Here is a 13,758-nt window from a genome sequence, read left to right on the forward strand (position 1 = left end):
CAGGACGCGGCCTCGGTCGCCGGCCTGCTGGTCACCACCGAAGCCATGATCGCGGAGGCTCCGAAGAAGGAGTCGGCTGGCGGCGGCGGCATGCCTGGTGGCATGGGCGGCGGCGGCATGGGCGGTATGGGCGGCATGGATTTCTAATCCAGCCTCTATCAGCCTCCAGATACGGAAAGGGCGGCAGCGATGCCGCCCTTTTTTGACCAACTTCTCGGAACCACAACTACATCGTCGTAATGGCGCTTGATAACGCACCTCATGTCCGCTCCAGCACCCATCTCGTCCTTTGGCGCTCTCCTTGATGAAATCAGCAATAGCTGGTACCGGTCACAAGTCTTTCGCGTGCTCTTTTACTGCAAATTCAAGCGCTTGGGTCAGAGTTACCGCCTTGGAGAATAGGAAGCCCTGAGCGGTTCTGCATCCAAGCTTGTGCAGAATTTGTCGGTCTGCCTCTGTCTCCACGCCCTCGGCCATGACCTCGATCCCAAGCGTCCTACCAAGATCGATCACCGTTTTGACAAGCAGCCGGTCGTCTCGGGACCTTGCCAGACCGCGAACGAAGCCCTGGTCAATTTTCACCTTGCGTATCCGGCTGTCCTTGAGCGATGCCAATGTGGAAAAGCCGGTGCCGAAGTCATCGAGCGCGATGGAGATGCCGGCATGTGAAAGCCGTCCGAGCTTCTCATCCACTCTGTCCGGGTCCACAGGGGATTCTTCGGTGATCTCAATTTCGAACATCGTTGGTGGCAGGTCTTTTGCGGCCAAACCATCCAGAATCATATCGTCGATATCGCCGGCCTCCAGTTCGCGCGGTGAAACATTCATTGCCACACGTACATCACGGCGGTCAGCTTTCAACAAGCCGTCGATAAGAGCACAACAGTCCGCGAATACCGTATGGGTCAGCAGCTGAAGCATTCCGGTTTCGCGCGCGGCTATGATGATTTCGGGCGGAGAGATGGCGCTATGAATCGGGTGGGTCCACCTCAGCAAGGCTTCGAAACCAACCAGGGCCTCGGTATCGAGTCTTACGATGGGCTGGAACCAAGAACTGAGGCTTCTCGTCTTTATCGCCGCATGAAGGTCGCGTTCAATGGACTGGCGGCGATGCAGCTCCCTGTCGAGTTCGGCATCGAACAGGCAAAATTCGTTCCTGCCACGACGCTTAGCTGTGTAAAGGGCGATATCCGCCCGCAACAACATTTCTGTCAGCCCCGGCCTTTCGGCCAAGTATATTCCTAAAGATGCTCCGATCCGGACGGACGCGACCCCAGGATAGGGGCGAGCAAGTTTGGCTATGATGTTGGATGCGAGAATACTGGGAGAAGGAGAATTTCTGAGCGAGGGGAAAAAAAGCACAAATTCATCGCCGCCAATACGGGCGAGCGTTGAGCCTGCGGGCGCTTCTTGCTCTATCCGGCGGGCGATCATGACGAGCAGTTCATCACCCGTCCTGTGACCGTAGGTATCGTTGACAGACTTGAAACCGTCTAAGTCAATCAGCATTGCCACGAAGGGGCCGTCTGTGTTTTCGTACTGACCGATTGCGTGTTCGAGGCCCCGTCTGTTGAGCAGCCCCGTCAAGTGGTCCTCCCTGGAATTGCGCTCCATTTCGGCCGCAAGCCGCTCGGCCTCATGTCTCAGGCGGCTCGCCTCGCGGAAGCGCGCTTGCCCTACAAACGAGCTTCGAACCAAGCCGCCCTCGAAGAGTAGAACCGCAAAGGCCAGAATGTAGTCTTCCAAGTTGCCTTTCGTCAGCAGCCATCCTGCAGTGATAAGGAGTGGCGGTGTGATGAAGTTGATCGCTGCCGCAGAATACGAACTGCCGTATGTTATCGCACCTGCTGAAATCCCCGCCAGAATGATCAGATGCAGCGCCGCTTGGGGTGTTGTGTATCCGGCCGTGAGGACGGCAGGAAAGGACCAGGCAAATCCTGCCACAAGAGCAAGAATCGCAAACCAGCGAAGCCTCTGCGAAATCCATTTCAAATCGTCCTGATGACCCGTCTCATTTAGCTGATAATGGGCTAGTGCAAGGCGCGCGACATTTATAGCATTGACAATCAAGAACCAGACTGCGGCCGCAAAGCCCTCGCCAGAAAGGGCCTGCACCATCAAAATCAAGCCTGATAGGATAGTGCTTATCGGCATTGACACGAAGAGACCGGCCCTCAAATCAGCGAGCTGATCCTGAAGAATTCTGGCATCCAGCGCGTCTTCTTTGTTCAGGGCCATAGATCAGTCAGCTTGCTTTCTGGTCTTCTTCCGGAGCGCAGATTTATGCAAACCCCCTGAAGGACGGGTTAACGATTCAGCGGGGCATCAGCCTTGCGTCGCTTAGTCAATGAGATGTCTGCGAAGACCTACTGCGGCCAAAGGAACGCGGCGTCGTGGTGTCCCGGATTCGGCACGAAACTGGGATCTAGGAAGGAGCGGCACGGAAGCTGCGCTGGTCGTGCCGCCGAAGGCGACGCACAAGGGCTTCGCGATGCTCTTCACGGCCCCTGCGGCGGGTAATCTTCAGAGGGCGAGGTCAAGCAGCGTTTGGGATGGTTGAGATTTCATCGAAGATACTCTCAGCCAAGCCAAGTGCCCGAGCAATCCGATCGCGATATGCCCTGTCGGAGGGATGGCCAGACTCAATCAGCCTGACCTCCTCTACCGTCAGTCCGCTCGTCACGGCGATTTCCTCGGTCGAATAGCCAAGATGTTCTCGATATGCCTGAATTGCGGGTTTTCCGTTTGAAATTGCGGTAAGTACTGTCTCGGGCAGCGCGAAAGGCGAAGCAGTCATTTTGCCTCCAAAGCAGAGACCGGCCGTCAAGCGGCGGCCGATGTTGAGATAGGATGCCGAAAAGCCCGAGCCGGGGGCATCTCGGCGTGGGAGGCGCTCCGCTAATGCGGCGGCCGCCACCGTTTAAATCAAGACCTCATCTCCGCGGATTCCTATATAGCTAAAAGAAGACGTTCGCGAGTGCGCCAACTTGTTTGGGACCCGTAGAAGTGGACTGTCAGGCTCGACCGTATACGTCATCAAGCCGCACGATGTCATCTTCGCCGAGATACTCTCCGCTTTGGACCTCGATCATCACCAGGCCGATATTGCCGGGGTTCTCGAGCCGGTGTTTGTGACCGCACGGGATATAGGTGGATTGATTGGTGGTCAGGAGTAGCTCCTGGTCGCCGTTGACTATTTTCGCAGTGCCGCTGACCACGACCCAGTGCTCGGAGCGGTGATGGTGCATCTGCAGGCTCAAGCGTCCGCCAGGGTTAACCTCGATGCGCTTGATCTTGAAGCGTTCGCTTTCCTCCAGAACCGTGTAGGTGCCCCAGGGCCGGTGCACTGTACTGTGAAGTAAGTGTGCTTCATGTCCCGCAGCCTTGAGTCCCTCGAAGAGTTTCTTTACATCCTGGACGCTATCGCGGGATGCGACAAGCAGGGCATCGGGGGAATCCACGATCACCAGGTCGCTGATACCGACGGTGCCGATGACTCTCTTGTCCGAGCTTATGTAACTGCGCATGGTGTCGATCATGTGAACATCGCCGCGAATCCTGTTTCCGTTCACGTCAGCGGCGACCAGTTCAGCCATTGCGTTCCACGATCCAATGTCATTCCACCCCATTTCGCATGGAACGACGGAGAGATTGTGGGTTTTTTCCATCACCGCTCGGTCGAGTGAAATACGCGGAGCCATGGCGAAGTGCTCAGATGAGAGTTCGATGCTGGCAACATGGTCGCCGTGGCTGACGCGAGCATTCTCGTAGCTAGTGAGAACGGCATCGATCACCTCTGGGCAATGCGCAGCCATTTCGTCGAGCATGACCTGCGCCTTGAAGCAGAAGATGCCGGCGTTCCAAAAGAAACGTTTGGAGGCGACGTAGGATTTGGCTGTCTCGATGTCCGGCTTCTCGACGAAACGGACGACTTTTTCGCCATCGGCCTCGATGTAGCCGAATGCTGTGTCCGGCCTGTTCGGATTTATGCCCAAGGCAGCGATGTGCCCCTGCCGCGCATGCTCTATCGCCCGGCCCATGGCGCTTCGAAAAGCCGACAGGTCGCCGATGATTTGGTCCGCCGGAAAAATGCACAGGATCGCATCCGGACCCTGTGTTGCCTTGGTGTGGATCGTCGCCGCGGCGACAGCGGAGGCCGTGTCCCGGCCCTCCGGCTCGAGCAGGAAGGTGCGCGGCAGCACAACAGACTTCAGCTCGTTAAAATCGTCTTTCGTGAGGTAGAGGTGGGCCTTGGAGGTCACGGTGACGAGTTCGGCGACCCCCTCTATCGAGACCGCACGCAACACGGTGTGCTGAATGAGCGAATGCCCGTCCGCCACCTTGAGGAAAGGCTTGGGATGCGATTGCCTCGAGGCAGGCCACAGCCGCGAGCCCGCCCCGCCGCTGATAATGACCGGAACCACTTTCATCAAATGCTCCCTATCGTCTGTGACGCGGATGCCAATGCCCTTTTCAGCACCGAGGCGACGATCGCCGTGGCTCTGCTCTCGGTTGAAGCTTCCGAATAGCAGCGCAATTCCGGTGCATTGCCGGAGGGTCGCAGATGTATGATCTCATCTGTGCTCATCCGAACCCTGAGGCCGTCGGTTTCGTCGACTTCGGCTACGGTCCCGAACGGAGCGAGAAATTGCCGCAACGCGTCGAGGTCTGCGAGGCGATCCATCAATCTGCGCGAACTTTCCGCAGTGAAGTCTTGAAGGCGTTCGCTCGCGCACGCCGGAAGGTTCCAAAACCCGCGCAGTCCCGACAGCTTCTTCTTTGTCGATGCCAGGGTACCGAGAACAGCTAGGATTGGGAGCAGCGAGTCCCGCGTCGGCAATGCGGTCAGCGTCTTCCCGTTCACCGTGCAATCCGAGCCTAGCAGAACACCGCCATTGGCCTCAAAACCGAGGACGATGCCGGCGGCGCCGCCTGAGGCTTCCATGGCTTCGATGACAAATGGAGAGCCGACCTTCGACCTCCGGACTTCGAAACCAAGAGCTTTCGTGATGCCCGAATTGGAGGTCACTGGCGTCACGACCGTGTCTGCCTTCAGGAAGAGAGCCGTTGCGAGCCCAATCAGGTCGCCGCGAAAGAGATCGCCATTTTCATCAGCGATGAGTGGCCGATCAGCGTCCGCATCGGTCGACACGATGGCATCGAGACCGAATTCGCGGACCCATTTCTTCAATTTTGACATTGTTGCCGAGTCCACGGCTTCGGTATCGACAGGAACGAAGGTTCCGGTTTTCCCGACCGCGATTACGCTGGCACCGAGCGATTGAAGGACCTGTACCAACAGTTCCGCCGCGACAGAACTGTGCTGGTAGACACCAAGTCTCATGCCGGAAAGGGAGCCCGGCTCAAGTATGTCATTGGCGCGCTCTCGATAACAGCCGATCGCTTCTTCATGGCGCATAGGCCACGTCGTTCCCAGACGGGCCGGTGGCAAGCAATATGCAGCTGACCTTTCGCCTACAAAGCGCGTCATCGCGGCCTCATCCGCCTTGCTGATTTCACCATTCGGACCATAGAATTTGATGCCGTTGCGATCGGCTGGAATGTGCGACCCGGTGACCATAAGAGCGGCCGTGCCGTGTCTGCGTGCATATAGTGCAAGGGCAGGCGTAGGTATGGCGCCGCAATCGATCGGCTGAAAACCATTTGAAGCCAACGCCGCCAAGCAATTGTTGACTATTGCCTGACTGCTGTCACGTAGGTCGCGGCCTATGAAGACTGAACCATTCGGCTGAACCCCGCTCGAAATCAAACGCCAAGCGAAAGCTTCGGCATAAAGTCCGCTGGCTTCGCCAACCAATTCCGAATCCAAACCTCGAACGCCGCTTGACCCGAATTTCATGACTTCGCTTTGCTGGTGTAATGTTGCAGTTGGCTAGTGCTTCTATTAAATGCGCCATCGCTCTCAGCCACCTGCAGTTCAGATATGCGCTCTCTCCGGTAACGGCCGATCTAATTTCTAGAACGATCCCAAACAGGAGCTCAGAACGGGGGTTTCTCGCCACCCAAGGCTGCCGGATTTTAGCGGACCCTATAGCTCGCTCTATCACGAGAGCCGTGAGGCCCTTCTGAGGTCCGGCCTCCACAGTCGGTCAGGGGCATGCACAGTTCTCCTCTTCTATCGGAATCTTTGGCCCGCTCTTCTAATGATCAAAGGCATTGATGATTGATCGGGGCATGCCGGTATTTCGCTATGCAGCATCATGACCGGCCGGTAAACTTGGTTGTTTGGATTGGATGCATCCATGCCATGGATGGGCTAGAAAGCCCTTATCGACAAGGATCGTAGAGCCCCTGCGATTTAGGTGATGACGTCAGCTAGAGGGCTGGCTGACTATGGCGTCACCGCGGGCGCTCGACCAAGCAATGTCTTGCCCTGCAACGGCTCAAGTCTATGAAAGTTGTTTCTGGAGCTGCGTTGGATCAGGGCCTACCCAAAAAGTTGACGCTTTCGTCGTCTCCGTGATCCACGCCTTCGCCCTTGTCTGCATTCATCCCTTTTCGGCAACGTAACGGCCGCATTCACTGCAACCCGATCCAGCCACGTGCTTGTTTGCGCCGCTTCAATCCGCCGGGACTGCTGGCTGCAACTCCGTCAAGGAAGAGCGGACACCACCGCGAACATGGCACCGCGAGAGTTCGGCACGAGCTGGACCAAGCTCGAAGTAACGTTGGAAGCGGACATGTCCGGCCTTGTCGGGGCCGCGCGCATCCTGTGTGAAGACGGCTTTGCGGTAATCCCCTGCCACCATCGGCGGCCTATCCTCGCCGAGCGGGTGCTGGATGTGCAAGGTGCTGATGCCGCCGTGGTGACCGCGGGCCGGTTATATGAGGCGCTGCGCTCGATGCGCCTTCGCATGCTGCCATCGTCATGGAGCTCGGCTTTGACGCCGTGCTTGTGACACGGCGGTCGCCAAGGCGGCGGATGCCGCGGGCATGGCGCGAAGCCGGTCGAAGCTTGGTTCGGGAATGCTCGAAGCGTCCCGTCCACTCCCGTGATCGGAATGCTGGCGTTCTGACTCGATCCGTTCTACCTGATCGTGGACAGCGCTGCCGGGATCGAACGGCCGGTACCGCTCGCGTGAAGCTGGTGCAGCTTCGCATCAATACCATGGTGAGGCCGAGTTGCGGGTCCACTGGGCGGCACAGACGTCAGCCTTGGCTACGGCTATTCACAGGCTGCTGCGGGTCACCTTCCACCAGAGTCACATACTGATCTCGATTGATTGTTGAACCGCGAATCTAAGAGCAGCAGTGCTGACGTCAAGCTCCTTAACCGAATGGCGAAATGAGTTTGGGCCGCATGGCACGCGCAAGCGGAGCACTTGGCCTGCCATTGTTCACTCCAGCATCGTGGGCGATTTCTGAGCAAACGGACATACGAGCTGCCAACAAGATTCGCCGACGCTTGCACCCGACTGACCCCTTGTTTTTGTTCCACCTTTCCTAAGCCCGCTGCAATTTCCGCACCGGCTCTAGTCTTGCCGGCTGAGGCCGTGAATGGGTTTCAGACGCCACCGTCATGAAAGCCCGAAGTGCCGCGGAGAGATACTCGTCGCTCCGCGTCACAAAAACAGTCGGCGCCGACCGCAGGTTATCAGGTAGCTGGTGTATGATGACCTGTCCGTCGGCTGCCGCATCCTGAACGACCCCCAGAGGTAGCATGGCCATCCCTACCCCGGCGGCGACGCAGCCGATGATGCCGTCCATTGTTCCGAGTTCCATCCAGCGGCCATGCGTCACCCCACACGCCGCCAGGAACATGTCCATACGCCGGCGGTAGGAACAGCCCGATCGAAAGGCGAGGACCTTCAGAGCCGGTGATGCGGCCAAGGCCCTCAGATCCGAAAGCTCGCGAAACCTCGGCGAGGAGATCACAACGAGCTCCTCTTCGATGATTGATAGGCTCTTCAGTTCGGAATGAACGATAGGGCCGGAGACGAACGCGCCATCCAGTTTGCGTGCGACGACCTCGCTGACGAGCTTTTCCGTCGGGGCAGCCTCCACCAGTACGTCGACCTCTGGATATTCTGCAGCATAGCGGATCAGGATCGGCGGAAGGCGAAGCGCTGCAGTGGTCTCCATCGAGCCGATCCTGAGCAAACCGCTCGGCGTACCGCGGTCTGTGACGACGCGCTTGGCTTCGTCCAGAAGCTCTCCGACGCGCTCGGCATAGGGAACGAGCTGAATGCCGGTGGCTGTCAGTGTGACCCCTCGCCTGGAGCGATGAAAAAGCGGAGCACCGATTTCGTCCTCAAGCGATTTTATTCTCGCGGTGACGTTGGATTGCACCGTGTTGAGTACACCGGCAGCCCCTCCGATACTGTTTGCTCTCACAACCGCCTGGAAAAACCTGAGGTCGGCGCTGTTCATCAGCCATCTCCTTTTCAGATGAAAAACATCTGACCTAATCGTTTGTCTTAAGTCAAGTGTCGCAATAGCGTCAAAAAAAGCTCCGGGAACTTCCTCAAGCTGGGGAGACGTACAGATGACGATACGAACGCGTCTGACAGAATTTTTCAAAATCGAGCATCCCATCATCCTTGCCCCGATGACACCGGCCGCCGGTGGCGCGCTTGCCTCCGCCGTCGCTGACGCCGGTGGTCTGGGCCTGTTGGGTGGGGGATATGCTGATCGTCAATGGTACGAAACAGAGTCGTCGCTTATCACCAATGAACGCGTTGGTTGCGGGTTCATCGCCTGGGCAGTCGAAGCCGACCTTGATCTGTTTGACCGCGCACTTGCGGAGCGTCCGTCCGCGATGATGCTTTCGTTTTCGGATCCGGCGAAACTCGCGGCACGGGTCAGGCAGGCGGATGTTCCGCTGATTTGCATGATCCACACACTCGAACATGCCCGGCGCGCAATCGACATTGGCGCCGACGTTCTTATAGTTCAGGGGACCGAGGCCGGTGGCCATGGCTTGGTCGCGCGGTCAACCATGCCCTTCGTTCCAGCAGTCGTGGATCTGGTGTCAAAGATTTCGCCTTCTGTCATTGTCGTGGCGGCAGGCGGCATTGCAGACGGTAGGGGCCTGGCCGCTTCGCTGATGCTCGGAGCCGACGGGATCCTGATGGGAACCAGGTTCTGGGCTACGCGAGAGTCGCTCATTCATCCGGCAGCCAAGGACAAGGTAGTCGCTGCCTCTGGCGACGAGACAATCCGGACTTCCGTCTACGATATTGTTCGTCAGAAGGCTTGGCCGGCTGGCTATACCGGCCGACTGCTCAAAAACGGCTTCGTCGACAAGTGGCACGGGCGGGAAGAAGAGCTGCGCACGCTGCGTTCCGAAGAATTGTCGAAAGTCGAGGCGGCATGGGCCTCTGGCGACTATGACACGGCCAACGTGACTGTCGGTGAGGCGGTGGGCCTCATCAGCGATCTGCCATCGGCGAAGGACATCGTCCGCCGAACGGTGCGCGAGGCAAGCGAAAGACTTGGCGTCTACGCATTCGATCACGCATCGCGAGCTGAGCAACCACGGCCCTAAAGAAGAGGGCCGACTGCTTTCAAAAAACATAAAAGGGGAATTGCAGCATGCAACAGCTACAGGAAAGGGGCGACTCCGCCCAAAAACCAGGTATCTGGACCGTCGTCCTAGCATCAAGCGCCGGCACCGTAATCGAATGGTACGACTTCTATCTTTACGGAAGTCTGGCGATTTTCTTCTCAACGCTCTTCTACCCTGCCAATGAACCGACGGCAGCTGTCCTGATCAGCGTCGCTACCTTTGCCACAGGCTTCCTCGTGCGCCCATTGGGAGCCCTGCTGTTCGGCAGCATCGGCGACCGCGTCGGACGTAAGAGCACGTTCTTGATGACGCTCATTCTGATGGGCATTGCGACCGCGCTCGTCGGCGCCTTGCCAACCTTTGAGACAGCGGGATTTTTCGCTCCAATCGCTCTTGTGGTCCTTCGGCTGATCCAGGGATTGGCGATCGGCGGCGAATACGGCGGCGCCGCCGTTTACGTTGCAGAACACGTACCGGCGAACCGGCGCGGTTTCTTCACGAGCTTTATCCAGACAACGGCGACCGTCGGCTTTTTTCTGGCTATTGTCGTCGTGCTTACGTGCCGGCTGTCGCTCGGCGAAGAACTCTTCAAGCAATGGGGTTGGAGAATTCCGTTCTTGCTATCATCCGTTTTGATCGTGCTGTCCCTTTATCTGCGCCTCAAGCTGAGCGAATCCCCGGTCTTCGAGGAGCTTCGCAAAGGCGGGAAGACCGCAAAGAGCCCAATTCGTGAGAGTTTCGCCACCGGTCATGGCGTGCGTTATGCAGCCTTTGCACTGTTCGGGGCGACCGCCGGCTTGGGGTGCGTCTGGTATACAGGCCAGTTCTACGCACTGTATTTCATGCAGAGCGTGCTGAAACTTGACTTCCTGACAGCGAACATTTGCCTTGCTGCTGCTTTGATGATCGGAGCGCCCCTCATCGTTTTCTTCGGCGCCTTGTCCGACCGGATCGGCCGCCGCCCGTTGATTGTCACCGGTTTCATTCTGGCAGCCACGTTCTATGTTCCAATCTATCAAGGCATTGCCGCCGCCGTCGCTGCCCAGAACTTCGTTTTGGTAACAGCGCTGATCGTGGCCCAACTCGTTTTCGTCGGATTGGTCTATGGCCCTATGGCAGCTTTCCTCGTCGAGCTCTTCCCGGCGAAATTGCGCTACACCTCGCTCTCGCTGCCCTATCACATCGGCACAGGCGTGTTTGGCGGCCTAGTTCCCCTCATCAGCCTGTCGCTGGTTGCCTACACGGGCAACATCTATGCGGGCCTGGCCTATCCCATTGCGATCGCGATCATGAGCGCAGTTGTAAATGTTCTATGGTTCCCCTGCGCGATGGCTGGAGAGCCCGAGGCTGCCCCAACCGGCCTACCTGCGAGAGCAATCTGAAATCTTCACTGGGACGCCGAGTGCGCGTCCCCGCCCTCTTTTCCATTGCCGAGGACGAGCCATGCCGCTGGTAAAAATTAACCTTCTGAAGGGCCGATCGCCTGGTGAGAAGGAAAATATCCTCGACTGCATCCATGAGGCGGTGGTCAGGGCTTTCCATGTGCCACCCGCCGATCGTTATCAGATCCTGATCGAACACGAGAGAGCGCATATGCGCGCCGAGGATACCGGTCTCGACCTTTTTCGCAGTGACAGGCTGATCATTATCGAGGTGATCTCGCGAGCACGGTCAACTGACAACAAACAGGCCTTCTATCGTTTCGTTGCAAGAGGGCTTTTGGATGTGTGTGCGATCGACCCTGCAGATGTTGTGGTCAGTATCGTAGAAAATGGTGACGCGGATTGGTCCTTCGGCCTTGGTCGAGCTCAATTCCTAACCAGCGAGCTTCGCGGAAATTAGGCATCGCGGCGGAAAAATAAGTCAACAACTAATACCAGTCCGATACGGCCGCGCCAATAGCTTTGACCGGCCGCGCAAATCCGAACAACAGGGAGTGAGCTATGAAACAACTACACCGAACCGTTGCAGCATCACTGGGAATGCTGATGACAACTTTTTTAGTTTCGGCGCAAGCCAAGGAGGCCATCATCAAGTTCCAAGTCGGAGGCCAGACAATCGTAGGCACAATGGTCACGCCGGATGATGTCGCGAATCCTCCCGTCATCCTGATGCTTCACGGTTTCACCGGCAGCCGCAACGAATGGAGTTCGCAGGCAGTGAAGGAAGGCCTGTTCGGGCGTGCCGCGCCGGTGCTCGCAAAGAATGGCATCGCTTCGCTTCGGATCGATTTTCGAGGCAGCGGCGAGAGTGACGGCAAATTCGCAGACATGACCGTCGAAACCGAGATAACGGACGCACAAGCCGCACTCGACTTCCTATCGACGAATGACGGCGTCGACGCCAAACGCATTTCGCTGATGGGAATGAGCCTGGGCGGTGCGGTCACGACAGCAGTTGCCGGCCGGACGAAAACGCCTTTAAAGTCTGTCGTGCTCTGGAACCCCGGCATCAATCTTCCGGCAGCGTTCATCTCCATATTTGGCGAGAAGCAGATGGCGGAAGCTGTGACGGTGGGCGATAAAGTCTATCCGGCCAAGCGCGTCGGAGATGGGAAGGAAATTCCATTGAAAGGCCGCTTTTTCGAGAGCCTCTACGCGGTGCAGCCTGCCGGCGAAATCTCGCGCTACAAGGGGCCGCTGTTCCTCGCGGTCGGCACGCGCGATAGCATCGTCTTTCCCCAACCCGTTCTCGCCAAGTCGTTGCTCGCTTATCACGACGGTCCGGAAGAACTGTGGGCTGAACCCGTTGATCATGGTTTCGGCGTTGAACGGAGTGCCAAGACCGTGGACAAGCTGATCTTAGCGACGGTCGCCTTCCTAAAGTCCAACGGCGAATAGCCTGCGCGTCCAACAGCGCTCGCTCGGCCGGCAAAGCCGGCCGGATTGGCGGTCGCGCGTGCCCGCCGGCGCTGCAGCTACTGAGCGTTTGGCGCCGCCACGGGGCGTCCGCTGAAGCCTGGGTGGAGGAATCATCATCAAATCAACCATAGCTGCCTCCGGTTGCAAAATGCCTCGTAAATCTTTTGCAGCTCTTGTCCCGGCCCCATCGTGCGAGCGTCGTGTGCAAACTAGAGGCATCCCACAGTTGGGCACTCGGCTGCTGCGGGGCACCTTCGACGACAGTCACACTTACTGATCTTGATTTGCTTGTTGGACCTCGGTCTGAAGAGCAGCAGTGCTGACCTCAAGCGTCTTACAATGAGTCTGGCCGCATGGCACGCGCAAGCGAAGCACCATGGCCAGCCATTGTGCTCCAATCCGTGTGTTTGCTCTCAAACCCGCCTGGAAAAACCTGAGTTCGGCGTTGTTTATCAGCCATCTCCTTTTCAGATGAAAAACATCTGATCTAATCGTTTGTCTTAATTCAAGTGTCGCAATAGGGTCGCGGAAAATTTGAAGGAAAGCCAAGCCATGCGCCAAGCAGCGCCCCGCTTTGTACTCGACCAAATGGCGACGCCCGGACTCGACGTCAGGGCACTTTTCGCTGTTGCCCGTGACCAGGGCCTGACCGATGTCCAGATCCGCAGCCAACCGTACAGCAATGCTATTGCACGCGGTATGCCGGCGGCGGACGTCCGGGCTGCCGCCGCCGAAGTAGGCGTTGGGATCATTTCCATCAATGCCTTGCAGCGCTTCAACGAGTGGACACCCGCCCGCAAGACCGAGGCGAACAAGCTCGCCGATTATGCGGCGGCCTGCGGAGCCAAGACGCTCATGCTAATGCCGGTCAACGACGGCTCCTGGCCCGCCAATGGCGAGCGCAGGGGCGATCTCCGCTTTGCCTTGAAGGCTCTCAAGCCGATCCTCCAGTCGCGCGGCTTGATCGGTCTCATCGAGCCGCTGGGCTTCCAGACCTGCTCGCTTCGATCGAAGAACGAAGCGGCTAAGGCCATCGCCGCCATTGATGGCCAGTCCGTCTTCCGGCTCGTGCACGACACATTTCATCACACGCTCGCCGGGGAGCCATTCTTCTCCTGCGAACTGACCGGTCTCGTGCACATTTCAAGCGTGAACGATCCGATCCACTGGATCTACCCGGATCGCGTCCTAGTCGGTTCAGACAATGGCAGCCAGATCCGGGCGCTGCTTGATGGCGGCTATGGGGGACCCTTTTCATTCGCTCCTTTTCTGGGCGCAGCCGACCCGCAGGACGACCTCGCAGGCGCGCTTGCCGCGAGCATCGATCTCGTCCGACACGGGCTATTGACGCGAGTGGCGGCGTGAGAC

Annotated in this window: 11 protein-coding genes; 6 read left to right on the forward strand and 5 right to left on the reverse strand. The window is 57.9% G+C overall.

Annotated elements, in window-relative coordinates; genetic code table 11:
* Nucleotides 1-330: 330 nt before the first annotated feature.
* From M729_RS0111805 to M729_RS0111815, 4 genes are all read right to left on the reverse strand, one after another.
* The gene (locus tag M729_RS0111805) at nt 331-2,238 is read right to left on the reverse strand and encodes an EAL domain-containing protein (RefSeq protein ID WP_032808323.1); all 1,908 of its coding nucleotides are present in this window, start codon (nt 2,236-2,238) and stop codon (nt 331-333) included.
* Nucleotides 2,239-2,536: 298 nt separating this feature from the next.
* Nucleotides 2,537-2,797, reverse strand: coding sequence for a helix-turn-helix transcriptional regulator (locus M729_RS1000000137080; RefSeq protein WP_167355167.1), 261 nt, complete (start codon nt 2,795-2,797; stop codon nt 2,537-2,539).
* A gap of 217 nt (nt 2,798-3,014) precedes the next feature.
* On the reverse strand, nt 3,015-4,430 hold the full coding sequence (locus tag M729_RS0111810) for a mannose-1-phosphate guanylyltransferase/mannose-6-phosphate isomerase (RefSeq protein WP_027161664.1): 1,416 nt from the start codon (nt 4,428-4,430) through the stop codon (nt 3,015-3,017).
* Nucleotides 4,430-5,860, reverse strand: a complete 1,431-nt coding sequence (locus tag M729_RS0111815) for a phosphomannomutase (protein WP_027161665.1) — start codon at nt 5,858-5,860, stop codon at nt 4,430-4,432. The genes M729_RS0111810 and M729_RS0111815 overlap by 1 nt, the downstream gene beginning before the upstream one ends.
* Before the next feature lie 781 nt (nt 5,861-6,641).
* Between M729_RS0111815 and M729_RS01000000134860 the strand changes: the two genes are divergently transcribed.
* Nucleotides 6,642-6,920 carry a hypothetical protein gene (locus tag M729_RS01000000134860; RefSeq protein ID WP_027161666.1) on the forward strand — a complete coding sequence of 93 codons (279 nt, stop codon included), beginning with the start codon at nt 6,642-6,644 and terminating at the stop codon, nt 6,918-6,920.
* Between the two features lie 544 nt (nt 6,921-7,464).
* On the opposite strand, the gene M729_RS0111825 is transcribed toward M729_RS01000000134860, so the two are convergent.
* Nucleotides 7,465-8,391 carry a LysR family transcriptional regulator gene (locus tag M729_RS0111825; protein ID WP_027161667.1) on the reverse strand — a complete coding sequence of 309 codons (927 nt, stop codon included), beginning with the start codon at nt 8,389-8,391 and terminating at the stop codon, nt 7,465-7,467.
* 115 nt (nt 8,392-8,506) lie between these two features.
* Between M729_RS0111825 and M729_RS0111830 the strand changes: the two genes are divergently transcribed.
* The 5 genes from M729_RS0111830 (at nt 8,507) to M729_RS0111850 (ending at nt 13,755) form a co-directional block, all read left to right on the forward strand.
* Nucleotides 8,507-9,508: a nitronate monooxygenase gene (locus M729_RS0111830; protein ID WP_027161668.1), complete on the forward strand. Its 1,002-nt coding sequence runs from the start codon at nt 8,507-8,509 to the stop codon at nt 9,506-9,508.
* Nucleotides 9,509-9,555: 47 nt separating this feature from the next.
* The gene (locus tag M729_RS0111835; RefSeq protein ID WP_027161669.1) at nt 9,556-10,911 is read left to right on the forward strand and encodes an MFS transporter; all 1,356 of its coding nucleotides are present in this window, start codon (nt 9,556-9,558) and stop codon (nt 10,909-10,911) included.
* 61 nt (nt 10,912-10,972) lie between these two features.
* Nucleotides 10,973-11,371, forward strand: coding sequence for a tautomerase family protein (locus tag M729_RS0111840; RefSeq protein WP_027161670.1), 399 nt, complete (start codon nt 10,973-10,975; stop codon nt 11,369-11,371).
* Between the two features lie 101 nt (nt 11,372-11,472).
* Nucleotides 11,473-12,369, forward strand: coding sequence for an alpha/beta fold hydrolase (locus M729_RS0111845; RefSeq protein WP_082827299.1), 897 nt, complete (start codon nt 11,473-11,475; stop codon nt 12,367-12,369).
* 573 nt (nt 12,370-12,942) lie between these two features.
* Nucleotides 12,943-13,755, forward strand: a complete 813-nt coding sequence (locus M729_RS0111850) for a TIM barrel protein (protein WP_027161672.1) — start codon at nt 12,943-12,945, stop codon at nt 13,753-13,755.
* Nucleotides 13,756-13,758 lie beyond the last annotated feature (3 nt).

Origin of the sequence: Mesorhizobium sp. WSM1293 (assembly GCF_000513875.1) — a bacterium.
In the GTDB taxonomy this organism is placed as follows: domain Bacteria; phylum Pseudomonadota; class Alphaproteobacteria; order Rhizobiales; family Rhizobiaceae; genus Mesorhizobium; species Mesorhizobium ciceri.